We start from the raw sequence: 23,402 nt of genomic DNA on the forward strand, positions 1-23,402 counted from the left end.
GTAAGACTCGCTCCGTGGTGGGTGCTTTGGTGGGGAAGCTCGCGACTTTAGTGCGCTGTATCGGTTGCGTGGGCGCTGGCCGCGAACGGTCGCTCGTAAGACTCGCTCCGTGGTGGGTGCTTTGGTGGGGAAGCTCGCGACTTTAGTGCGCTGTATCGGTTGCGTGGGCGCTGGCCGCGAACGGTCGCTCCGCAGTGGTTGGGCTGGAGGGGGAATTCGGGCGTCGGACGCACGGTCAGATGTCGAAGGTTTCCCCAGGTGTGACCGCATGCACCGGGCCGGAGAATTGCGCCTTCGCCTCGGCGATGACGTCCTCGCGTGAGGTCCACGGCGGGATGTGGGTGAGCAGTAATTCCTTCACTCCGGCCTTGGCCGCGATCATGCCCGCCTCGGTACCCGAAAGATGAATTCCGGGAGGCCGATTCGCCGGGTCGTGGGTCCACGACGCCTCGGCCATCAGGATGTCGGCGCCGTGCGCCAGCTCGTTGACCGCGTCACACATCGCGGTATCGCCGGTGTAGACGAAGGTCCGCCCCGCCGCGGTGACGATGCGCAGGCCATAGGACTCCGGCGGGTGGTACATCCGCCGCGCCGTCACCGTATGTCCTGGCCCGAACTCGATCGCCTCGCCTTCACCCCAGGCTCGATGATCGATCACGTCCGACCAGTCGTCGCATTCCCCGCCGATCTCCGCGGAGGCATTGCCGATGCGCAACGCGCTGTCGGAAGGACCGCGCACGATCGCCTTCCCCACCGGCGGCGTCGGATGGTAGCGCCGCCACACCAGCAGCCCGGGCAGATCGAGGCAATGATCCGCGTGCAGGTGGGTCAGGAAGACGTCGACCTCACCGGGATCGGCGTGACGCTGCAACGCGCCGAGCACGCCGGGTCCGAAATCGATCACCACCGGCCGCATATCAGGGCCGGTCAGCAGGTACCCCGACGCAGGGGAGTCCGGGCCGGACACGCTGCCCGAGCACCCGAGGACGGTAAGGCGCATTCCCCCATGCTGCCACGACGAATTCTCGCTCAAGGAAGGATCCCCCACATTTCCCGACGGGCCGCGCGCTCACCGTGGCGACGCACTGACTCCGGCTCGATCCCCGCGACGGTGTCGACGTTCATCACCAGAGAGTACCCAGCCTGCCAGCACTCCACCCATCGCCCCGAAAAGATGTCCCTGCCAAGAGATTCCAGGTTGTCCGGGCAATACGCCCCACAACAGCGACCCATATACGGCCAAAACGACGAGTCCGACCACGATCTGCGCGATATTGCGGGCGAACCAGCCGCGCGAGATCAGGAAGGTCAACCAGCCGAAAACCAGGGCGGACGCACCGAGATGCACCGACCCGCTCGCTCCGGTGAGCCACGTTCCGATCCCGGCGACGACCCAGATGATCGCGGTGGCTGCCAGCCCGCGCCCGATCCCCGCCAGCAGCGTCAGAAAGCCGAGCACCAGCACCGGCAGGGTGTTGCCGATCAGATGGTCCCAGCCACCGTGCAGGACAGGAGCCCACAGGATGCCCCACAGACCGTCCGCGGTGCGCGGCTCGATGCCCGCGCGATCGAGCTGGCTGTCGTCGAGTTGATCGACGCCCTCGATGCCGTACAGCAGCACGACGAATCCGGATATCAGAATTCCGGCGCGCAGCCAGAGCTGTTTGACGATCCCGAGGTTGTCGGATGTCTTGGCCGGCCTCGGCGCGGGCGTTCCGGGCGACGGCACGCTCGGCGGGGTCGATCCCACCGGATTACCCAGCTGTGCGCGCAGCGCGGCGATCCGATCCGGATCGAACGACGATCCGATTCCCGTACCGCCGGTCATCGCAACCTCCTCGTCGAGCAAGGCTTCGCGGTCGCGAATGTCCGATCGCGAGCCGGTGCCCCGCCTCTTCGAGACTACCGGTGCACCTCACCATCGAGCGGTAGGCAAAGCCGAAGGCCCCTGGTCGGCGCGACCGCGAGTCAGGCCCAGAGCTGGCCTTCGAGGCGTTGCTCCGCCTCTTCGAGCGTGCCGTCGTACGCACCGGTCGAGAGGTACTTCCAGCCGCCGTCGGCGACCACGAACGCAATGTCCGCGCGCCCGCCTGCCTTCAAGACCTTGCGCGCGACCCCGAGCGCGGCGTGCAGAATCGCACCGGTCGAGATGCCCGCGAAAATGCCCTCCTCCAGAACCAATTCACGGGTGCGCTTGACCGCGTCGAACGGGCCGACCGAGAACCGAGTGGTCAGCACGGACTCGTCGTAGAGCTCCGGGATGAAGCCCTCGTCGATATTGCGCAGTCCGTAGACGAGTTCGCCGTAGCGCGGCTCCGCGGCGACGATCTCGATGCCGGGCACCTGCTCCCGTAGGAAACGCCCGGTCCCCATCAGGGTTCCGGTGGTGCCGAGCCCGGCGACGAAATGGGTGATCTCCGGCAGATCGGCCAGGATCTCCGGGCCGGTCGTCTCATAATGCGCCAGCGCGTTGGCGGGATTGCCGTACTGGTAGAGCATCACCCAGTCCGGATTCTCGGCCGCGATCTGCTTGGCCTTGGCCACCGCCTGATTCGAGCCACCGGCGGCCGGGGAATCGATGATCCGCGCACCGAACATGGTGAGCAGCTGACGCCGCTCCACCGAGGTGTTCTCCGGCATCACGCAGACCAGCCGGTAACCCTTGAGCTTGGCCGCCATCGCCAGCGAGATCCCGGTATTGCCGCTGGTCGGCTCCAGAATCGTGCAGCCGGGCGTCAGCAGGCCATCGGCCTCGGCCTGCTCGATCATCCGCAGGGCGGGGCGATCCTTGATGGACCCCGTCGGGTTGCGATCCTCCAGTTTGGCCCACAACCGCACCGGGTTCTCGCCGTCCCACCGCGGGGACAGGTTGCGCAGCCCGACCAGCGGAGTGTTGCCCAGCGTCGCGATCAGCGATTCATAGCGCGCCACGGGGTCGCTCAGCCGCCCGCGACGGCAGGCAGGATGGTCACCGAGGCATCCGCGGGCACTTCGGCCGCGAGACCGCCGGAGAAGCGCACGTCCTCGTCGTCGACATAGATGTTGACGTAGCGGTTGAGCTTGCCGTCCTTGAGCAGCCGCTCGGCCAGGCCGGGGTGGTTGGCGTCCAGATCGGCGATCACTGCCGACAGCGTGGCGCCGTTGGCCTCGACTCGCTTCTCACCGCCGGTCAGGCCACGCATGATCGTCGGGATGGACACGGTTACCGACATGGGGACTCCTCGATTTCGACAAATATAGGGGCGGGTCTAGGCGGGGGTGTAGGCATCGACGATCCGCACGGGCTCCTCGGTGACCACGCCGTCGAGAATCCGGTAGCTGCGCAACTCGTGCTGCTCGGGATCGCGGGTGGAGATCAGCACGTAGTGCGCGTTCGGCTCGGACGCGTAGGACACATCGGTGCGGCTGGGGTAGGCCTCGGTCGCGGTGTGCGAGTGATAGATCACCACCGGCTCCTCGTCGGCACTGTCCATCTCGCGCCACACCTTCAGCTGCTCACCGGAGTCGAAACGATAAAAGGTCGGCGAGCGCTCGGCGTTGACCATGGCCAGGAATCGCTCCGGCCGGTCGGAGCCTTCCGGCCCCGAGATGACGCCGCAGGCCTCGTCCGGGTGATCGGCGCGGGCATGCGCCACCATCGCCTCGACAAGGTCGGCCCTGATCACCAGCACGAGTCAAACCCTTCCGCAAATTCGGCGTAGCAATTGCCGACCTATCGCACTCGACAACGAGCCAGAATATTCGGCTATTCCCCGGCGGCTGCGAACAGGTCGGAGTATCCGGGAATCCCGGCGATGGATCGGGCGGCCAGAATCGCGTTTACGATCGCGCGTTCCACACAGACCGCGGCGGCCGTGCACACTTCGTCGAGCACCATCAGGTCCTGCGGAAACGCGGGCGGCAGCGGGAAGGTCGCCGGTCGCGCGGTTCCGGTGGCCAGTGCGAAGAGGGTGTCGCCGTCCAGCGGGGAATGCGCCGGGCGGATCGCGCGGGCGATGCCGTCGTGCGCGGTGGCCGCCACTCGGCGGCAGCCCGCCGGGTCAAGCGGTGCGTCGGTGGCGACGACACCGATCGTCGTATTGAGGACGGTGCCCTTGACCTCGAGCGCGTTTGCCCTCGCCAGCGCCTCGGGGTCGGCGGGGCGCAGCCCGAAGTATTCGGGGCCGTCGGTCCCCGTCCCCCACGGCAGGCCGGTACGGGGATCGAACACCGAGCCGACCGGATTGGCCACGATCAGCGCGGCGACCGTCACACCAGAGCCGAGCACCACACTCGCGGTGCCGACGCCGCCCTTGATCGACCCGGCGCGCGCGCCGACCCCCGCGCCGACCGTGCCGCGCTCGAACTCGACCGCGGCGGCATCCGAGGCCAGGTACCCGAACTCGGCGGTGGGCCGAATCCCCCAGTCCCCCACCGGAAGATCGAAGATCACCGCGGCGGGCACGATGGGCACCACCCGGCTCGGGTCGGCGGGATCCATCGGGATGCCGTCGCCGTTCTCCTCCAGCCAGCGCATCACGCCGTCGGCGGCGGCGAGGCCGTACGCGCTGCCGCCGGTGAGCAGGATCGAATTCACCTGTCGCACAGTGTTTGCCGGGTCGAGCAGATCGGTCTCCCGAGTGCCGGGCCCGCCGCCGCGCACATCGACGGCGGCGGTCGCACCGTCGGGCGCGCGGACCACGGTGCAGCCGGTCGCCGCACCGGAGCCGAGCGTCGCATCCGGATCGAGCTGGTGATGGTGACCCACCAACAGCCCGGGTACATCGGTGATCGAATTACGTTGTCCGGGTCGGCCGTTCATAACAACGCCTCCTGACTGCCGGTCACGGAATCGTCTCCGTCGCGGCGAAGTGGTGATATTCCCCGGCCGGACGCGGTTACGGAGCGAGTGCCTGCAGCAGCGAATCCTGCATCCAGGTCAGCCAGTGGTACACGTCGAGATGCGGGCCACGCGGGTCGTCGACGTCCAGATGATCGGGTGTATCGGCATCGATGCCGAGCACCGCGCCGAGCGCGAGTCGCACATCGGTGAGCGCGATCAACCACGCGTCGGCCTGTTCCGGGGTCAGCAGGATCCGGCCGCCGTCCTCGGGCACCGTGTTCAGCACCACTGAGCCCGCGGCCAGTTTGGCGTCGATGATCTCCGGCTCGTGCAGGCCGCGCAGCGCGCTGTTGAGATCGGCGCGATCGGCGTCGGGGGAACCGGGTTCACTGCGGTGGAAGTCCGGCAGCAGGCGGTGCAGCCGAGGGTCGTCGGGCGGGCTCGAGTTGCCGGTACGCAGCCCGGTCAGTGCGGCGAGATCGTCTTCGGGGGCCGACTTGGCCCGTTCGGTCAGCAGCCCGGAGACCGAGCCGACCAGGGAACGCAACACGCTCGCCTCACGCGCGTCCATTTCGGAGCGCAATTTGAGGCCGCTCAGTGAGTTCTTCCGGCTCCACTTCCGCACTGACGTCAGCGTAGTCGTATTGGTCAGTCGTCTCGTTGCATGGTCGCCCAGAGACCCGCGGCGTGCAGTCGTCTGACGTCCTGCTCCATCTTGTCCCGCGAACCCGAGGACACCACTGCTTTGCCCTCGTTGTGCACCTTCAGCATGAGTTCGGTGGCCTTCGCCTTGGTGTAGCCGAACAGCTTCTGGAAGATGTAGGTGACGTAATGCATCAGGTTGACCGGGTCGTCCCAGACGACCGTGACCCACGGACGGTCCTCGGCCTCCAGAATCTCGGTGTACTCCACCGCCTCCGGAGTCGCCTGTGCCGCCGACAGTGCCGCGTTCGCTTCGCACAAGCCCATAACACTCAGGGTACGACTCGACCCCGAAATCACAACACCCGTCCACGTTCATTTCGACGTTCTGGGAGACATCCCGGCCACACCGGCCTATCATGCCCGCCGCCGCTGTCTAGAGTGGCTTCGTGGACATCCGCGACGGCGTCGGCAGCACCGCACTGCTGACCGATCAGTACGAACTGACCATGCTCGCCGCCGCACTCGCCGACGGTTCCGCGCACCGGCACTGCACCTTCGAGGTGTTCGCCAGGCGGTTGCCGCACGGTAGGCGTTACGGTGTCGTCGCGGGCACCGGCAGGCTGCTGGAGGCGCTGGCGCACTTCCGATTCGGCGAACCGGAACTGGCGGCCATCGCGGGCTTCTCGGACGCCGCGACCATCGAGTGGCTGCGCGACTACACATTCACCGGCGATATCGACGGCTACGCCGAGGGCGATCTGTATTTCCCTGGCTCACCGATTCTTTCGGTGCGTGGCAGCTTCGCGGAATGCGTCCTGCTGGAGACGCTGGCGCTATCGATCCTCAACCACGACAGCGCCATCGCCTCGGCCGCCGCCCGCATGGTGAGCGCCGCGGGCGGGCGTCGGATGATCGAGATGGGCTCGCGGCGCACCCACGAGCTGGCCGCGCCCGCCAGCTCACGAGCCGCCTATCTCGCGGGCTTCGACGCCACTTCGAATCTGGAGGCGGTGCGCAGCTTCGGCGTGCCGGGCGCGGGCACGAGTGCGCACGCGTTCACCCTGCTGCACAGCGCCGCCGACGGCGCACACGAGGCGGCCGCGTTCCGCAGTCAGATCGACGCGCTCGGTGTCGGGACGACGCTGCTGGTGGACACCTTCGACATCACGGCGGGCGTCGCGACGGCCATCGAGGTCGCCGGCCCCGAACTGGGTGGCGTGCGCATCGATTCCGGTGATCTCGGCGTGCTGGCCAGACAGGTGCGCGATCAGCTCGACGGCCTCGGCGCCACCGGCACCCGCATCGTGGTGTCCGGCGATCTCGACGAGTACGCCATCGCCGCGCTGCGGGCCGAGCCGGTCGACGTCTATGGCGTCGGCACCGCGCTGGTCACCGGTTCCCGCGCGCCGACGGCGGGCATGGTCTACAAGCTGGTCGAGGTGGACGGCCTGCCGGTGGCCAAGCGCAGCAGCCACAAGCAGTCGCGCGGCGGCACCAAGAAGGCGGTCCGGCTGGCGCGGCACACCGGCACCATCGTCGAAGAGATCATCTACCCGGCCGCGGGCACCGCACCGGCCACGAACGGATTCGAGACCCGCGAGCTGCTGGTTGCGCTGGTGCGTGGCGGCAAGGTGGTCGATGGTCTCCCGACGCTCGCCGACAGCCGCACACTGGTGTCGCGCGGGCTGGTCAGTCTGCCGTGGGAGGGCCTGAAGCTGTCCGACGGCGACCCGGCGATTCCGACGACGTTCGTGAGCTGATCAGCGGCGGGGCTCGGACGCCCGAGCGCGGCGCTTGGCGACCCATTCGACGGCCGCTACCGCGATCGTCGCGACAAGAAATCCCTTGACCAGGAGCGTTACCCAGTCGCCGACGTCATCGGGGCGGACGCCGATCAGCAATGCGGCGACAAGGTAAACCAGATAGCCGATGAATATGGCGATCGAAACTCTGACGGTGCTGCTCATGTGATCCTCCAGTGCCTGGCCCGCCCGTTCGATCAGGCGGCACAATGTAATCCGCACGCGGTAGCCCGGGCGTTTACATCCGCGGGAAAGAGAGGTCGAGATGTCCTTCGACACCCGCGTCCTGCTCGACCTGACCGCGGGCGTCTCCCCCGAGACCACGGCCACCGCCCTCGACCGCATGCGCGCGGCGGGCGTCGAGCTCGAGGGCGCCGTCGGCGAGTGACCGGCGCCGGGTAGCCCGGCCTGCCGGACGACACGCCGAACCCGTGGCGGCGGGGCACGTGCCGGGCTCCCGCGACCCCTGATGGACGGTGATCCCTGTCGGTCCCAACCAGTAGGCTGCTCGCGTGCCCGAACTGCCGCCCACCTCCGACCTTTTGGCCACCGCCGTGCAAGCGCTCGGCGGGAAAGAGCGGGTCGGGCAGGTGACGATGGCCGCGGCGGTGGACCACGCGATCGATACCAAGGAGCATCTCGCCGTGCAGGCGGGAACCGGGACCGGGAAGTCGCTGGCGTACCTGGTGCCGAGCCTGCGGCATGCGGTGCGGACCGGGCGGACGGTCGTAGTGTCGACCGCGACGATCGCCTTGCAGCGCCAGCTGGTCGACCGGGACCTGCCCCGGCTCGCGGAGGCGCTGAGCACACCGCTCGGGCGCACGGCAAATTTCGCGATCCTCAAGGGGCGCAACAACTACCTGTGCTTGAACAAGATCAATAGCGTGATCCCGGACGAGCCCGCCGAGGCCGAACTGTTCGACGCGTTCGCGATCTCCCGGCTCGGCAGGGAGGTACAGCGGCTCAACGAGTGGGCCTCCGACACCGAGACCGGCGATCGCGACGAGCTGGCGCCCGGCGTGACCGATCGCGCCTGGCGGCAGGTCAGCGTGTCGTCGCGGGAATGCCTCGGCAAGTCGCGTTGCCCGTTCGGCCAGGACTGCTTCGCCGAACGGGCGCGGGCGGAGTCGGCGCAGGCCGATGTGGTGGTGACCAATCACGCTCTGCTCGCCATCGACGCGATCAGCGGCATCCAGGTGCTGCCGGAACACGATGTCGTCGTCATCGACGAGGCGCACGAGCTCGTCGACCGGGTGACCGGCGTGGCCACCGCGGAACTGGCGCCCTCGGCCATCAGCGCGGCGGCGCGCCGCTGTGCCAAGCTCGTCGACGAACAGGAGGTCGACCGCCTCGAAAGCGCGTCGGAGGCCTGGCACAACGTCTTGGACGAGCTGCCCGCTGCCCGCTGGGACGCGCTGCCCGACGGAGTCGCCCCGGTGCTCGCCCTCGTCCGCGACGCGGCATGGAACGTGCGCACCGCACTGGCCCCACAGGGCGGTGCGTCCGCGCAGGGTGACCCGGAGAGCGCCGCCGCACGCACCCAGGCACTCGCCGCGATCGACGAGGTACACGACAGCGCGGTGCGCGCGCTGACTGCGTTCGACGAGCCCGATCCCGCGACCAGACGCGATGTCATCTGGCTCGCCGCCGACGAGATGCGCGGGGTCGTCCGGCGCACGCTGCGGATGGCGCCGCTTTCGGTGGGCGGCCTGCTGCGCAGCAGGTTGTTCGGCACCGCGACGGTGGTTTTGACCTCGGCGACATTGCAGATCGGCGGTTCGTTCGATGGCCTCGCGATCACGTGGGGCCTACCCGCGCAGTCGGGGAGCCGCACGGATTCGGCCACCGCGAACGGCGCCGTCGCGCCGTCGGATGTGGAGACGGTGCGGTGGAGCTCACTGGATGTCGGCTCGCCGTTCGACCACGCCAAGTCCGGCATCCTCTATGTCGCCAAGCATCTGCCCGCGCCCGGTCGCGACGGGCTCGCGGTTGCCTACCTCGATGAGATCGAGCGCCTGATCCGCGCCGCGGGCGGCCGCACGCTCGGCCTGTTCTCCTCGATGCGCGCCGCCAAAGCGGCCACCGAGGCGCTGCGCGAGCGGCTCGACACACCGGTGCTCTGCCAAGGCGACGACTCGACCGGCGCGCTGGTGCGCAAGTTCGCCGACGATCCGGAGACCTCACTGTTCGGCACGCTGTCACTGTGGCAGGGCGTCGACGTGCCCGGCCCTTCGCTGAGCCTGGTGATCCTCGATCGGATTCCGTTCCCCCGGCCCGACGATCCGCTGCTGACGGCACGGCAGCGGGCGGTGGAGTCGCGCGGCGGCAACGGTTTCATGACCGTCGCCGCCAACCACGCGGCGCTGCTGCTCGCCCAGGGCACCGGCAGACTGCTGCGCAGCGTCGACGACCGCGGCGTCGTCGCCATCCTCGATTCCCGTCTGGCCACCGCGCGCTACGGCGGCTACCTGCGTGCTTCGCTGCCGCCGTACTGGGAGACCTCGGACCCGAATGTGGTGACCAAGGCGCTGGAGCGACTCACCGCCACGTCACTGTGATGCCACTCACAAAGCGGGCGATTACTTCCAGACAGAAGTAAATTGGGCCTCGGTACTCCGCCGGAACCCCAATTCCCGAACCGGATGTATCGGCAGTCCCCGCGCCAAGCCCTGCACGCGGCGCGGGGACACCAACTCTCGCGCATGGCTGAACCCTGAATCGCCTGCCGCACAGCACCTAATGCGACCGTGTCCGGATGACTCACCAGTTCGATCTCGACTCTCTCGGTGAATTCCTGGTCACTGCACGGTCATTGGATGAATTACCGAACAATTGTCGAGCTCACCGAAACCGACCTGCAAGGCCGAATCCTCGATCGCCCCTGCGGCGCAGCAAGTTTCGCCGCCGCGAAACGCGCTTCAAGTTCCACCCGCCGCGACGAGGGTTCTCGTCCCGCACTCGGATCCGAGCCCGCCGCCGCGAGATCGCGCGGGCGGTTCACGACGCGGACGGCGCTGCGCCTGCCGCCGCATTGTGAACCGCCCATGCCCGGGTACGAAGCGAACTCCCGGCGTCAGCCGCGCACGGCGACGGCGTCCACCTCGAACAGCATCGTGGGCAGCGCCAGTGCGGCAACCCCCGCCAACGTCTGGACCGGCGGCTTGTCGCCCCAGATTTCGGCGATCTTCTTCCCGAGCACGGCGAGCTTGTCCAGGCTGTGGTCGACGATGAACGTCCGCAGCTGCGCCACGTCGGCGTATTCCAAGCCCGCCGAACGCAGCGCGGTGCCGAGATTGGCGAAGGCACGGTCGACCTGAGCGGCGAAGTCGTCGCTGGTGGTGTGCCCGTCGGCGTCGGAATCATATTGCCCGGCGATGAGAACCAGCTCGCCCGTCACCCGTGCCACATGGCTGTAGCCGAAGCCGGTGGGGTCGTGCAGTTCGGCCGGATTGCTGATCTCGATCGTCATCGTGGTCTCCCTTGTCGACACCTGTTGTCCTGCTACAACTAGAACGACGATGCGAGTTGCCCGAGTGTGACATGACGGCGCGCACAGACGACGGTGGCGCGGTCACCCCTCGGTCACCGCGCCACCGTCGACGAATTCACTGGTGCGTCCCCACCGAACGCGTCGAGATCAGAGCGTCCACTTCAAGATCAGGGTGAGCACCGCCGCGGCCACGGCCAGCACCACAGCACCCGCGCCCCAGACGACGCCCTGCCGCTGCCACGGACGGCCGCTGTCGAGTGAGAACTTGCCCGGGCCGGTGAACGCGATGGCCGCGCCGACGACGGCGAACAGAAGGGCCGTTTCGTAGCCCTTGCCGGTTAACAGGCCGCCACTCCAGGTGGTGTTGATCGCGTTGATCATGGTGCCGAGCACGATCGCCCCTGCCAGCGGAGTCAGCAGGCCCAGCAGCAACAACAGACCGCCGGTCAGCTCGCTGAGCCCGGCGAGGGTGCCGAAGAGCTTGCCGGGGTTGTAGCCCATGGAGTCGAAGGCCGCGGCGTTCTTGCTCCAGCCGTATCCGCTGAACCAGCCGAACAGCTTTTGGGTGCCGTGTGCGGCAAGCAGCCCGCCGAAGACGACCCGCAGCAACAGCAGGCCGATGTCGGCGGAGACGGTATCGAGATCGTTTGCGCTGGTAGCGCGTTCGGGTGTGCTCTTGGTGGTCATGCTGGTCCTCATCCCTGCTATTCGATTCCAAACAACATTTCATTGGTCTCGGCGACGAAGTGGACTGCGGTCCGATTGTCGCACGATTGGGGCCAACCGGCCAGCCCGCCGCCTTATTCCGCGAGGAAGAAGAAGTATCCGAGGAACATCACCATCAGCGCCCACATCGCCGGGTGCACCTCTTTGACACGCCCCTTGGCGACCATGACGATCGGGTAGAACAGCATCCCCATCGCCAGCCCGTTCGCGATCGAGTACGTCAGCGGCATCATGATGACGGTGATGAAGGCCGGGATGGAGTACTCCAGCCGGTTCCAGTCGATCTCGCCGAGCGCGCGGGCCATCAGCACGCCGACCACGATCAGCGCGGGCGCGGTGATCGAGGCCGAGCCCGCGACCACCGCGAAGATCGGGTAGCAGAACATGGCGATCAGGAACCATCCCGCGGTGGTCACGGCGGTCATGCCGGTCCGCCCGCCCGCCGAGACGCCCGCCGTCGATTCGACGTAGGCGGTGGTGGTGGAGGTCCCGATAACCGCGCCCGCCATGGTGCCCACCGAGTCCGCGGCCAGCGCGCTTGCCGCCCTGGGCAGCTTGCCGTCCTTGTCGAGCAGCCCGGCCTGGTTGGCCACGCCGATCAAGGTGCCGGAGCAGTCGAAGAAATCGACGAACAACATCGTGAGAATGACGACGGCCATCTGGCCGGTGAACGCGTCGGGCAGATGGATGATCGCCTGACCGAAGGTGTGCTCCAGCCCTTTCGGCATCGACACCACGCCGTCGGGCAGATCGACCAGACCGCTGATGACGCCGACCAGCGCCGTGAGCACGATGCCGTAGAGCACCGCGCCGTGCCAGCCGATGGCAAGGAACACCACGGTCACCACGAGACCGAACAGCGCGAGCATCGTGGTGCCCTTGGTGAAGTCGCCGAGCGTGACCAGCGTGGCCTCGCTGTTGACCACGATGCCCGCGTTCTTCAAGCCGAGAAACGCCACGAACATGCCGATACCGGCCCCGACTGCCAGTTTCATCTGCATCGGAATGGCATTGAGGATGCGTTCGCGCACCTTGGTGATCGCGAGCACGAAGAAGATCACGCCGGACAGGAAGGTCCCCGACAGCGCCACCTGCCACGGAATCCCCATCCCGAGCACCACCGAGTACGCGAAGAACGCGTTGAGCCCCATACCGGGCGCGAGCGCGATCGGATATCTGGCCCAGATCCCCATGACGAGTGTGCCGAACACCGCGGCGACGGCCGTCGCGGTGAATACCGCCTGCATGGGAATGCCTTTGTCGCCGAGCGCGCCCTCATCACCGAGCACCGACGGGTTCACGGCGAGCACATAGGACATGGCCAGGAACGTGATCGTGCCCGCCATCAATTCGCGCTTCACGGTCGAGCCGGTCGAACTGATGCCGAAGTACGCGTCGAGGCGTCCCCGGGTGCGCGCCAGAACGTCGGTGACCATGGGCTCTCCAGTCGGAAATGAGTACGGGGGTGCCAGGGCACGGTAGCCGACAATTCACTGAACAAGAGAACTCGGTCGATGTCTCGACCGGCCACTGCGTGAGCAGCATCACCATTGCCGCCCCGCGGCCCGCGACACTCGCCCTTCCCGAGCCCGCTGACCTCGGGTTACCTCCGGCGTTCCCGCGCCACGACGCGCCCGGAATCGCTAGGCGCTCGGCGCGACGACCAGCCCCAGTTCGGCATCGCTGGCAAGCAGCTCATGGTGGGGCAGCACACGCACCGTGTAGCCGACGGCGCCCGATAGTGGCACCGGAGTTTCGACCGTGAAAATTTCGACGCCGGAATCCGATCCGGTGTGGGTCATCGGAAATGTGGTGACATCGGACAGGTCGTCGGTCGGCGACACCCGGCCGAGCACGGCCTGAACAGTGACGTCGGACGTGCTGAGGCCACCGAGGTCGATGCGGGCGGCCAGGGACAATTCCGCGCCGATGATCGGGGTGTCTGGCAGGCCCGCGCTGTCGACCTGGATCACCTTGACCGAGGGCCATGCGGCTTCCACTCGGCGGCGATAGTCGGCGCTCGCGCGGGCGGCGGCGAATTCGTCGGCGCTTGCCCGCAGGCCCGCGGCCGCGGCGGGAGCGTAGTACTCGACGGCGTAGTCACGGACCATGCGCGAGGCCAGCACCTTCGGGCCCAGGGTCTGCAATGTGTGCCTGACCATCTCCACCCAGCGCACCGGCATGTCGTTGCGATCGCGGTCGTAGAAGCGCGGGGCGACGGTGCGTTCGAACAGGTCGTAGAGGGCGCCGGCCTCCAGATCGTCGCGACGGTGCTCGTCGGAGACGCCGTCGGCGGTCGGAATGGCCCAACCGTTCTCGCCGTCGTACATCTCGTCCCACCAGCCGTCGCGAATGGACAGGTTGAGTCCGCCGTTGAGCGCGGACTTCATGCCGGAGGTGCCGCACGCCTCCAGCGGCCGCAGCGGATTGTTCAGCCACACATCGCAACCCCAGTACAGGTAGCGGGCCATCGACATGTCGTAGTCGGGCAGGAAGACGATGCGGTGGCGCACCTCGGGATCGTCGGCGAAGCGGACCACCTGCTGGATCAGCGCCTTGCCGCCGTCGTCGGCGGGATGGCTCTTGCCCGCGACCACCAGCTGCATCGGCCGTTCGGGATCGAGCAGCAGCGCACGCAACCGCTCCGGGTCGCGCAGCATCAGGGTGAGCCGCTTGTAGGTCGGCACCCGGCGGGCGAAACCGACGGTCAGCACGTTCGGATCGAAAACACGCTCGACCCAACTCAATTCGGCCGACGCGGCGCCGCGCTCCAACCAGGATGCGCGCACTCGGCGGCGCACCTCGTCGACAAGGGTGGCGCGCAAGGTGTTGCGGGTCGACCACAGCTCGCCGAGGTCGACGTCGCGCAGCTTCTCCCAGCCGCGCGCCTCTTCGACCAGCTCGGGTCCGATGTATTCGCGGGCCTTGTCGAACCATTCGCGCGCGGCCCAGGTCGGGGCGTGCACACCGTTGGTGACCGAACCGATCGGCACCTCGGCCGCGTCGAAGCCCGGCCACAGCGGCGCGAACATCGCGCGGCTGACCGCACCGTGCAGTTGGGAGACACCGTTGGCGCGCTGAGCCATCCGCAAGCCCATGTGCGCCATATTGAAGACCGACGGATCGGCCTCCCGTCCGAGCGCCACGATCCGGTCGACGGACAGTCCCGGCAGCATGGCGGACTCGGATTCACCGTGGCCGCCGCCGAAGTACCTGCGCACGAGCGGCATCGGGAACCGGTCGATGCCCGCGGGCACCGGAGTGTGCGTGGTGAACACCGTCGCGGCCCGCACCGCGGCCAGCGCGGTATCGAAATCCAGTCCGGCCGAGACGAATTCGCGGATCCGCTCGACACCGAGGAAACCGGCGTGCCCCTCGTTCATGTGGAATACGTCGGGATCCGGCAGCCCGGCCGCGGCGGTGTAGGCGCGCACCGCACGCACACCGCCGATGCCTGCCAGAATCTCCTGCTTGATGCGGTGGTCCTGGTCGCCGCCGTAGAGCCGGTCGGTGACCGCGCGCAGCTCCGGATCGTTCTCGGCGATATCGGAATCCAGCAGCAGCAACGGCACGCGGCCGACCTGGGCGATCCACACCCGCGCCCGCAGCACTCGCTGATCGGGCATTGCCACATGGACGAGCACCGGCGCTGAAGCCGACCGCCCCGGCTTCGATCGACCATCGCCGGTGGTCAGCAGGCGCAGCGGCAGGCCCTGCGGGTCCAGCGCCGGATAATGCTCGGTCTGCCAGCCGTCGCCGGTCAGCGACTGCCGGAAGTAGCCGGACCGATACAGCAATCCGACGCCGATCAGCGGCAGGCCGAGATCGGATGCGGCCTTCAGGTGATCACCGGCGAGGATGCCGAGGCCGCCGGAATAGTTCGGAAGCACCTCGGTGACACCGAATTCCATGGAGAAGTAGGCGATGCCGCGCACGGCGGGCGTGTCGGTCTGGCGCTGGAACCAGCCGGGCCGCGTCAGGTAGTCGCGCAGATCCGCGGCCGCGGCGTCGACCCGCCCGGTGTAGTCCGCGTCGGCGGCGAGCTCGTCCAGCCGCGCCGCGGGCACCTCCCCCAGCATCCGCACCGGATCGTGTCCGACCTCGCGCCACAGCTCGGGATCGAGCTCGGCGAACAGGTCCTGGGTGGGCCAATGCCACGACCAGCGCAGGTTCGTGGACAGTTCGCCCAGGGCCGCCAAACGGTCGGGCAGATGGGCACGGACGGTGAAACGACGAAGTGCCTTCACCAGGCGAACCCTACCGAACAATCGCGCGCTCGACTGTCAGGGCGGCTCGGCGCACTGCGCACCGGCGCAGTGATCACACGGTGAACTTCTCGGCGGTGTACTCGTCACTGAACTGCTCGGCGTATTCCCGCGACGGCGGGATCTCGGTGATCATGTCGATCAGCACACCGCTGGGATCGGCCACGATGAAGTGCCGCTGCCCGAAGTCCTCGGTGCGGATGTCCAGCTCGGCCGCGATGCCGCCCTGCACGACCATCCGCTCCCACTCGGCGTCGACGTCGGCGACCTCGAAGTTCAGCAACAGACCCTGCACCGGCTTGCGGTAGGCCGCAGGCACGGTCGCGTGGGTGTAGTCGAGCAGCGCGAGCTCGTAGTTCACCGGGCCCGGCCGCCGCAGGCTGATGTACCAGTCGGCCTCGAAGATGATCTCGAAGCCGAGCCACTTGGTGTAGAAGTCGCGGGTTTCGGTGAGCCGGTCGGTACCGATGACGGGGTAGTAGCTGCTCAGTTCCATGTTCTCGCCTTTCACATACCGTTGGTATGCGAGCTAAGCTAGTCGACATACCATCGGTATGTCAACGAGAGGACAGCAATGCCGAGCACGACGCGGGCCCAACAACGCGAAGAGACCCGCAGCGCGCTGCTCCGCGAGAGCAGGCGCCTGTTCGCGGCGAAAGGCTATGGCGCCGTTGGCCTGTCGGAGATCGTGGCGGCTACCGGGGTGACCAAAGGTGCGCTGTACCACAACTTCGCGGGCAAGGCCGAACTGTTCCGCGCGGTGCTCGAACAGCTACAGCACGAGGTCGGCGACCGGGTCGCCGCCGCCGCGGAGGCCCACACCGATCGCTGGACCCAGCTGGTGGTCGGCTGCGAGACCTTCCTGACCACCTGCACCGCCCCGGAGATCCAGCGCATCATGCTGATCGACGGCCCCGCGGTGCTCGGCTGGCACGAATGGCGCGCGATGGACGAGGCCGCCTCCGCCCGGCACCTCGCCGAAGCACTGGCCCTGCTCATCGACGACGGCGTGCTCACACCACAACCGATAGAGCCCCTCACCCACCTGCTGTCCGGCGCCATGAACGAAGCGGCGCTGTGGCTGGCGAGCACCGACGACCCCAGCGCCTTGGCCGACACGACCGCGACATTGCGCCGACTACTCGAAGCGATGCGCGCCGGAACACCATGACCACCCGCGTAGCCGTCGACCGCACCGATCATCGGTAGCTTCCCGCACAAGGTCACTGCCTGCTGACCGGCATGGGCCTGCGTATCGGGTCGTGCCCACAACCGAATCGGCGAACGAGGCGCCCGCCGGAGCCGCGTTCGGCAAGGCCGGTTCACTGCGGCGGGGCGAAGCCGCGAGCCCACTCCGGAGGGCGACCGGGCTCGGGCGGTGCGGTGCTGACGCCCGGGTCGAGGCAGTTCTCGTCCACGCGAATTCCAGTGGCCGATCACGCCGGCCCGTGACAGCATCGGCTGATGCCGCACTGGGTCGATGTCCTCCCACAATTTCTGGTGGCCTGCCTCATCCTGGCCGCGCTGCCCGGCCCGGCGACGGCGCTGTTCCTGCAACGTTCGGTCCGCGACGGGCGCGCGGCAGGGCTGGCGGCGGTGGCGGGCAACGAGATCGGGGTGTTCGGGTGGACGCTGGCCGGCGGGGCGGGTCTTTCGGTGCTGCTGGTCGCGAACCGGTTCATGAATACCGCGGTGCACATCGTCGGTGGCGTGGTGTTGATCTGGCTCGGCGTGCAGGCCTGGCGCGGGGCGCGCGGCGATGACGAGTTCGGCGTCACGATGACGAAAATGCTGCCTACCGGGCGGACGCCTGCCGCGGCCTTCCGCGCCTCGCTGATCTCGATCGCCGCCAACCCGAAGGCCGCGGTCTTCGGACTGACGATCCTGCCGCAATTTCTGCCCGCCGACGGACCGGTGCTGCCGACCGTGCTGGTCCTGGCCATGATCCAGCTCGTCATCGACACCGCCTGGTGCGTCGGCGTTGTGGTGGCCGCCGACCGGGCCGGGGCCTGGCTGCGCAGAACCGGGATCCGGCAGCGGATCGAGCGGGCGCTCGGTGCGGTGCTGGTCGCACTCGGCCTCGGCCTCGCCGCCGACGCGCGCTGAGCGACGTCTCGGCGCGAGGTAACGGTACGGTTGGTCCCGTGACCGGCCGCATCGCTATCGATGACACTGCCCCGTCCATCGCGGGCGGCCGACCGGCCAAGGCCGTGGTCGGCGAGGTCTTTCCGGTGCGCACCGTGGTCTGGCGTGAGGGGCACGACGCGGTCGCCGCCACACTGGCGGTGCGCGCTCCCGGCTCGTCGCGAATCACCAGGATTCGGATGGCGCCGGATTTCGAGCCCGACGTGTTCAACGCGACATTCGTCCCGAACCTGCCCGGCGCGTGGACCTACCGCATCGAGGGCTGGAGCGATCCGATCGCCACCTGGCGCGCGGCGGTCGAGGCGAAACTGGCCGTCGGGCAGAGCGCCGTGGATCTGGCCAACGATCTCGAGCTCGGCGCGCGGCTGTTCGAGCGCGCGGCACAGGGCGTGCCGAAGAAACAGTTCGAGCGCCTCCGCGCGGCCGCGGCCGCCCTGCGCGGCGACGAACAATTGCCCGCACGGGTCGCGCCCGCCTTCGGCGCGGAGATCTCCGAGATCCTGCGCACGACGCCGTTGCGGGACATGGTCACTCGCGGCGCGCAGCAGACCGTGCAGGTGGAACGCCAACGCGCACTGTACGGCTCATGGTACGAGTTCTTCCCGCGCTCGACCGGCGGCCGGGACGCCGCGGGCAACCCGATCCACGGGACCTTCGCCACGGCGGCCAAGGAATTGCCGCGCATCGCGGGCATGGGTTTCGATGTCATCTATCTGCCGCCGATCCATCCGATCGGCGAGATCAACCGCAAGGGCCGCAACAACGCGCTCACCGCCGAGCCGGACGATGTCGGCTCGCCGTGGGCGATCGGCTCGAAGGACGGCGGGCACGACGCGATCCATCCGGCCCTCGGCGCCGAAGCCGATTTCACCGAGTTCGTCAGCACCGCTTCCGAACTCGGCCTCGAGGTGGCCCTCGATCTGGCCCTGCAGTGTGCACCCGATCATCCCTGGGTACAGACGCATCCGGAGTGGTTCACCACCCTGCCCGACGACACCATCGCCTTCGCCGAGAATCCGCCGAAGAAGTACCAGGACATCTATCCGGTCAACTTCGACAACGATCCCGACGGACTGTACGCGGAAGTCCTGCGTGTTGTGCGGCACTGGATCTCCTTGGGCGTCAAGATCTTCCGTGTCGACAACCCGCACACCAAGCCCGCCGACTTCTGGGAATGGCTGATCGCGCAGGTGCGCCGCACCGACCCCGAGGTGATCTTCCTTTCCGAGGCGTTCACCAGGCCGGCTCGGCTGTACGGCCTCGCGAGACGCGGATTCAGCCAGTCCTACACGTACTTCACATGGCGCATCGCGACATGGGAGCTGGCCGAATTCGGCAAGGAGCTGGCCGCGAAAGCGGACGAGGCCCGACCGAACCTGTTCACCAACACCCCTGACATCCTGCACGAGAGCCTCCAGCACGGCGGGCCGGGCATGTTCGCCATTCGCGCGGTCCTCGCGGCGACCTTGGCCCCGACCTGGGGCGTCTACTCCGGATTCGAATTGTTCGAGCACCAGGCGGTGCGGCCGGGCAGCGAGGAGTACCTGGATTCCGAGAAGTACGAACTGCGCCCGCGCCCGTTCGCCGAGGCGCTGGCGCGCGGAGAATCGCTGGAGCCGTGGATCACTCGGCTCAATGAGATCCGTCGCGCACATCCCGCCCTCCAGCAGCTGCGCTGCGTGCATTTCCATCACGTCGACAACGACGCGCTGATCGCCTACTCGAAGATCGATCCGGCCAGCGGCGACGCCGTGCTGATCGTGGTGAACCTCAACCCCTTCGGCGCCGAGCAGGGCATGATTTCGCTCGACCTACCCGCGATCGGGCACGAATGGCACGACCGTCCGGTCGTCTACGACGAGGTCAGCGGCGAGGAATACCACTGGGCGCAAACGAATTACGTGCGGCTGGATCCGGCCAATTCGGTCGCTCACATCCTGGCGCTGCCGCCGGTGCCGCAGCAGGTTCGCGCCGCACTCGCCTATCGCAGGACCTTCCGATGAGCGACGCCACGGTGGTGAAACGCCGCGACCTGATGCTGCTCGCGGCCGGGACCCACACCGATCCGCACACCGTGCTCGGCGCGCACCCACACCGCGACGGCACGGTCATCCGGGCGCTGCGGCCGCACGCGGAGACGGTGTCGGCGCGCGTAGGAAGCACCGATCATCCCCTGAAGTCGGTGGGGCACGGGATATTCGCCGCGGTGCTGCCCTACCCCGATGTCATGGACTATCGCCTCGTGACCAGCTATCCGGGCGGCCAGCAGATCATCACCGCCGATGGTTACCGCTTCCTGCCCACCGTCGGCGAGCTCGATCTGCATCTCATCGGCGAAGGCCGCCACGAACACCTGTGGGAGGTGCTCGGCGCGCATCCGCGCCGCTACACCACCCTGGACGGCGAGGTCAGCGGCACCTCGTTCGCGGTCTGGGCTCCGAATGCCCGCGGCGTCACCGTGATCGGTGATTTCGACCACTGGCGCGGCACCGCCGCACCGATGCGCGCGCTCGGCTCCTCCGGGGTCTGGGAAGTGTTCGTGCCCGGTGTCGGCGTCGGCGCCACATACAAGTTCCGGGTACACGGTGCGGACGGCCGGACGGTGGACCACGCGGATCCGCTGGCGTTCGCGACGGAACTCCCTCCCGCCACCGCGTCGGTCGTCACCGAGAGCAATTACGCGTGGTCCGACGATGATTGGGTCGCCGCCCGCGAACGCACCGATCCGACCCGCGCGCCGATGAGCGTCTACGAAGTCCATCTCGGGTCCTGGCGTCCCGGTCTCGGGTACCGCGAACTGGCCGACCAGCTGGCCGAGTACGTGCGCGCGGCCGGATTCACCCACATCGAGCTACTGCCGATCGCCGAGCACCCGTTCGGCGGCTCCTGGGGATACCAGGTCACGTCCTATTACGCGCCCACCGCGCGCTTCGGCTCCCCCGACGACTTCCGCGCCTTCGTGGATCGCCTGCACGCCGCGGGGATCGGCGTGCTGCTGGACTGGGTGCCCGCACACTTCCCGCGCGACGAATGGGCGCTGGCCCGCTTCGACGGCACTGCGCTCTACGAACATGCCGACCCGCGCCGCGGCGAGCAACTCGACTGGGGCACCTACGTTTTCGACTTCGGCCGCAATGAGGTCCGCAACTTCCTCGTCGCCAACGCCAGGTACTGGATCGAGGAGTTCCACCTCGACGGCCTGCGCGTCGACGCGGTGGCCTCCATGCTGTATCTGGATTACTCACGCCCCGAAGGGGGTTGGGAGCCGAACGTGCACGGCGGCCGGGAAAACCTGGAGGCCGTCGATTTCCTCCAGGACCTGAACAACACCGTGCACCGGTACCACCCCGGCGTCGTCACCATCGCCGAGGAATCGACGAGTTGGCACGGAGTGACCAGGGGCACCGACGTCGGCGGCCTCGGTTTCACCATGAAGTGGAACATGGGCTGGATGCACGACACCCTCGGGTTCCTCGGCCGCGATCCGATCCACCGCTCCTGGCACCACAACGAGATCACCTTCTCCCTGGTGTACGCGTGGAGCGAGAACTATGTGCTGCCGATCAGCCACGACGAAGTCGTGCACGGCAAGGGCACCCTGTGGACCAGGATGCCCGGCGACGATTTCGCCAAGGCCGCGGGCGTGCGCGCTCTCTTGGCTTATATGTGGGCTCATCCCGGTAAGCAATTGCTGTTCATGGGGCAGGATTTCGGCCAGTTTCGTGAATGGTCGCACGATCGCGGCCTGGACTGGCACGAGCTGGACAATCCGCTGCACCTCGGCATCACCGCCGCCGTGCGCGACCTCAACGCGGTCTATCGCGCACACCCGGCGTTCTGGACGCAGGACACCGCACCCGGCGGGTACTCCTGGATCGAGGCCGACGACCGCGCCAACAACGTCCTGGCCTTCCTGCGTTACGGCTCCGACGGCTCGATGGTCGCCTGCGTCTACAACTTCTCCGGCTCGGTGCACGGCGAATATCGCGTCGGCCTGCCCGCCACCGGCCGCTGGCGCGAAATCCTCAACACCGACGCCATCGCCTACGGCGGCTCCGGCATCGGCAACCTCGGCGCCGTGACCGCGATGGAGGAGCCGTGGCACGGCAGACCGGCGTCGGCCACCGTCGCCCTTGCCCCCAATAGCGCGGTCTGGCTCGCGCCGGAATAGCCGACGCCATCGGGCGAGCGGAGCGGCACCGCTGCCTATACGATCATTTCGATACTTCGTCAACTATCGAAATGAATGGAATGCGTCATGGCCGTTCGCAACACCTTCGCCCGCATCTACGTCGATGATCTCGACACCGCCGTGCCGACTTTCACCGCTCTGACCGGCGCGCAGCCGGGTCTGCGCTTCGCCTATCGCGAGGTGGAGCTGGCCGGGATCGGCGACTTCCTCCTGGTCGCCGGGACCCCGGAGAGCCTGGCTCCCTTCCGCAGTGTGCAGGCCACCACGATCGTCGACAGCCTCGAGGAAGTCCTCGCGGTGGTCGAGCAGGAGGGCGGGCAGACACTCGACGGACCCAACGACGTCCCGACCGGGCGCAATCTGACGGTGCGGCACCCGGGCGGTGCGATCGTCGAGTACGTCGAGTTCGACGCGAGCAAGGTCGAGGCGCTGGCCTGAGCGCACCCGGCAATCGGCGCGCTCAGTACAGCGCGGCGGCCAGCTTCCTGCGGGACGCGACGACGACCGGATCGGCCGGATCGAAGAGCTCGAACAGTTCCAGCAGGTGGGTGCGGACCTGCGTCCTCTCATCACCGGCGGTCCGCTTGATCAGCGCGATCAGTCGATCGAACGCGGCCTCGGGCTGCTGGTTGAGCAGTTCGAGGTCCGCGGCGTCGAACGTGGCGCCGATATCGGCCGGATCGGAATCCGCGGTCGCGATCGCCGATTCGGGAATGTTCTGGGCACGACCGAGGAAGCGCAGCTGACGCAGCGCGATCTTGGCCTCGTCGTTGTTCGGCTCCGCGGCGATGATGGCCTCGTAGGCGGCCTCCGCGCCTGCCATGTCACCCTGCTCCAGCGCCGCCTCGGCGGCGGCGAAGCGGGGATCCTCGGCGGGCTGCGGCTCGCCGTTCGCGCCGTCGAGCTTGCCCGCCACCGCGTCGATGACCGCGTTCAGCCACTGCCGAACCTGCGATTCCGGCTGTGCGCCTTGGAAATCCGCGAGCGGCTGGCCACCGGCGACCGCGATCACCGTCGGAATGCCCTGCACGCCGAAGGCCTGCGCGATCCGCATATTGGCCTCGGCCTCGACAGTGGCCAACGCCCAGGTGCCGCCGTCTTCGACGACAAGTCGCTCGAGCAGTTTGACCAGCTCGACGCTGCCGGGGCTGCGCTGCGAGTACAGCGCGACGACCACTGGCAGCGCGATCGAACGGCGCAACACCTTCGTCTCGAAATCCGTCTCGTTCACCGCATAGTCGCCACCGGGCGCACCGGCCGCACCGGCCGGGGGCTGCTTCAGGCTGGACAGATCGACCGCACCGGACATAGCGGC

General features: G+C 67.9%; 22 protein-coding genes and 1 pseudogene. 8 read left to right on the plus strand and 15 right to left on the minus strand.

The window, feature by feature from the left end; translation table 11 throughout:
- Nucleotides 1-235: 235 nt before the first annotated feature.
- The 8 genes from ACFU4Z_RS35890 to clpS all read right to left on the minus strand — a co-directional run bounded on the left by ACFU4Z_RS35890 (nt 236) and on the right by clpS (nt 5,791).
- Nucleotides 236-1,000, minus strand: a complete 765-nt coding sequence (locus ACFU4Z_RS35890) for a cyclic nucleotide-degrading phosphodiesterase (RefSeq protein ID WP_379072695.1) — start codon at nt 998-1,000, stop codon at nt 236-238.
- A 69-nt stretch (nt 1,001-1,069) separates the two neighbouring features.
- Nucleotides 1,070-1,828: a rhomboid family intramembrane serine protease gene (locus ACFU4Z_RS35895; protein WP_379072697.1), complete on the minus strand. Its 759-nt coding sequence runs from the start codon at nt 1,826-1,828 to the stop codon at nt 1,070-1,072.
- Nucleotides 1,829-1,968: 140 nt separating this feature from the next.
- On the minus strand, nt 1,969-2,931 hold the full coding sequence (locus ACFU4Z_RS35900) for a PLP-dependent cysteine synthase family protein (RefSeq protein WP_379072699.1): 963 nt from the start codon (nt 2,929-2,931) through the stop codon (nt 1,969-1,971).
- A gap of 8 nt (nt 2,932-2,939) precedes the next feature.
- Nucleotides 2,940-3,212 (minus strand): MoaD/ThiS family protein, encoded by a 273-nt coding sequence (locus tag ACFU4Z_RS35905; protein WP_379072701.1) that lies wholly within the window; start codon nt 3,210-3,212, stop codon nt 2,940-2,942.
- Between the two features lie 36 nt (nt 3,213-3,248).
- Entirely contained in the window at nt 3,249-3,671 is a 423-nt protein-coding gene (locus ACFU4Z_RS35910) for a Mov34/MPN/PAD-1 family protein (protein ID WP_379072703.1), read from the minus strand.
- 74 nt (nt 3,672-3,745) lie between these two features.
- Nucleotides 3,746-4,801 (minus strand): P1 family peptidase, encoded by a 1,056-nt coding sequence (locus ACFU4Z_RS35915; protein ID WP_379072705.1) that lies wholly within the window; start codon nt 4,799-4,801, stop codon nt 3,746-3,748.
- Between the two features lie 76 nt (nt 4,802-4,877).
- Nucleotides 4,878-5,447 carry a DUF2017 domain-containing protein gene (locus ACFU4Z_RS35920; RefSeq protein WP_379072707.1) on the minus strand — a complete coding sequence of 190 codons (570 nt, stop codon included), beginning with the start codon at nt 5,445-5,447 and terminating at the stop codon, nt 4,878-4,880.
- A 23-nt stretch (nt 5,448-5,470) separates the two neighbouring features.
- Nucleotides 5,471-5,791 carry an ATP-dependent Clp protease adapter ClpS gene (gene clpS / locus ACFU4Z_RS35925; RefSeq protein WP_379072709.1) on the minus strand — a complete coding sequence of 107 codons (321 nt, stop codon included), beginning with the start codon at nt 5,789-5,791 and terminating at the stop codon, nt 5,471-5,473.
- A gap of 122 nt (nt 5,792-5,913) precedes the next feature.
- Between clpS and ACFU4Z_RS35930 the strand changes: the two genes are divergently transcribed.
- Nucleotides 5,914-7,227: a nicotinate phosphoribosyltransferase gene (locus ACFU4Z_RS35930; RefSeq protein ID WP_379072711.1), complete on the plus strand. Its 1,314-nt coding sequence runs from the start codon at nt 5,914-5,916 to the stop codon at nt 7,225-7,227.
- Here the strand turns inward: ACFU4Z_RS35930 and ACFU4Z_RS35935 are convergent, their stop codons facing one another.
- On the minus strand, nt 7,228-7,434 hold the full coding sequence (locus ACFU4Z_RS35935) for a hypothetical protein (RefSeq protein WP_379072713.1): 207 nt from the start codon (nt 7,432-7,434) through the stop codon (nt 7,228-7,230).
- A 106-nt stretch (nt 7,435-7,540) separates the two neighbouring features.
- Between ACFU4Z_RS35935 and ACFU4Z_RS35940 the strand changes: the two are divergent.
- Nucleotides 7,541-7,657: pseudogene (locus ACFU4Z_RS35940) on the plus strand (nicotinamidase); the annotation flags it as partial.
- 124 nt (nt 7,658-7,781) lie between these two features.
- Entirely contained in the window at nt 7,782-9,827 is a 2,046-nt protein-coding gene (locus tag ACFU4Z_RS35945; RefSeq protein WP_379072715.1) for an ATP-dependent DNA helicase, read from the plus strand.
- 515 nt (nt 9,828-10,342) lie between these two features.
- Here the strand turns inward: ACFU4Z_RS35945 and ACFU4Z_RS35950 are convergent.
- The 5 genes from ACFU4Z_RS35950 to ACFU4Z_RS35970 form a co-directional block, all read right to left on the minus strand.
- Nucleotides 10,343-10,738 carry a RidA family protein gene (locus tag ACFU4Z_RS35950; RefSeq protein ID WP_379072717.1) on the minus strand — a complete coding sequence of 132 codons (396 nt, stop codon included), beginning with the start codon at nt 10,736-10,738 and terminating at the stop codon, nt 10,343-10,345.
- A 168-nt stretch (nt 10,739-10,906) separates the two neighbouring features.
- Complete coding sequence (locus ACFU4Z_RS35955; RefSeq protein ID WP_379072719.1) at nt 10,907-11,446, minus strand: DoxX family protein; 540 nt, start codon at nt 11,444-11,446, stop codon at nt 10,907-10,909.
- 113 nt (nt 11,447-11,559) lie between these two features.
- Nucleotides 11,560-12,921 carry an NCS2 family permease gene (locus ACFU4Z_RS35960; RefSeq protein ID WP_379072722.1) on the minus strand — a complete coding sequence of 454 codons (1,362 nt, stop codon included), beginning with the start codon at nt 12,919-12,921 and terminating at the stop codon, nt 11,560-11,562.
- Between the two features lie 207 nt (nt 12,922-13,128).
- Entirely contained in the window at nt 13,129-15,732 is a 2,604-nt protein-coding gene (gene glgP / locus ACFU4Z_RS35965) for an alpha-glucan family phosphorylase (RefSeq protein WP_379072724.1), read from the minus strand.
- Between the two features lie 73 nt (nt 15,733-15,805).
- A complete protein-coding gene (locus ACFU4Z_RS35970; RefSeq protein ID WP_379072726.1) occupies nt 15,806-16,246 on the minus strand; it encodes a VOC family protein in 441 nt (146 codons plus the stop codon).
- Nucleotides 16,247-16,324: 78 nt separating this feature from the next.
- Here ACFU4Z_RS35970 and ACFU4Z_RS35975 point away from each other — a divergent pair, with 78 nt between their 5' ends.
- From ACFU4Z_RS35975 to ACFU4Z_RS35995, 5 genes are all read left to right on the plus strand, one after another.
- Nucleotides 16,325-16,921 (plus strand): TetR/AcrR family transcriptional regulator, encoded by a 597-nt coding sequence (locus ACFU4Z_RS35975; RefSeq protein WP_379072728.1) that lies wholly within the window; start codon nt 16,325-16,327, stop codon nt 16,919-16,921.
- A 293-nt stretch (nt 16,922-17,214) separates the two neighbouring features.
- On the plus strand, nt 17,215-17,856 hold the full coding sequence (locus ACFU4Z_RS35980; RefSeq protein WP_379072730.1) for a LysE family translocator: 642 nt from the start codon (nt 17,215-17,217) through the stop codon (nt 17,854-17,856).
- A 38-nt stretch (nt 17,857-17,894) separates the two neighbouring features.
- Nucleotides 17,895-19,898, plus strand: a complete 2,004-nt coding sequence (locus ACFU4Z_RS35985) for an alpha-1,4-glucan--maltose-1-phosphate maltosyltransferase (protein WP_379072732.1) — start codon at nt 17,895-17,897, stop codon at nt 19,896-19,898.
- Complete coding sequence (gene glgB / locus ACFU4Z_RS35990; RefSeq protein ID WP_379072734.1) at nt 19,895-22,066, plus strand: 1,4-alpha-glucan branching protein GlgB; 2,172 nt, start codon at nt 19,895-19,897, stop codon at nt 22,064-22,066. Before ACFU4Z_RS35985 ends, glgB begins: the two co-directional genes overlap by 4 nt.
- 87 nt (nt 22,067-22,153) lie before the next feature.
- Nucleotides 22,154-22,525 (plus strand): VOC family protein, encoded by a 372-nt coding sequence (locus ACFU4Z_RS35995; RefSeq protein WP_379072736.1) that lies wholly within the window; start codon nt 22,154-22,156, stop codon nt 22,523-22,525.
- 22 nt (nt 22,526-22,547) lie between these two features.
- Here the strand turns inward: ACFU4Z_RS35995 and ACFU4Z_RS36000 are convergent, their stop codons facing one another.
- Nucleotides 22,548-23,396, minus strand: a complete 849-nt coding sequence (locus tag ACFU4Z_RS36000) for a co-chaperone YbbN (protein ID WP_379072752.1) — start codon at nt 23,394-23,396, stop codon at nt 22,548-22,550.
- Nucleotides 23,397-23,402: the final 6 nt, after the last annotated feature.

Origin of the sequence: Nocardia sp. NPDC057440 (genome assembly GCF_042802915.1) — a bacterium.
Classification (GTDB): domain Bacteria; phylum Actinomycetota; class Actinomycetes; order Mycobacteriales; family Mycobacteriaceae; genus Nocardia.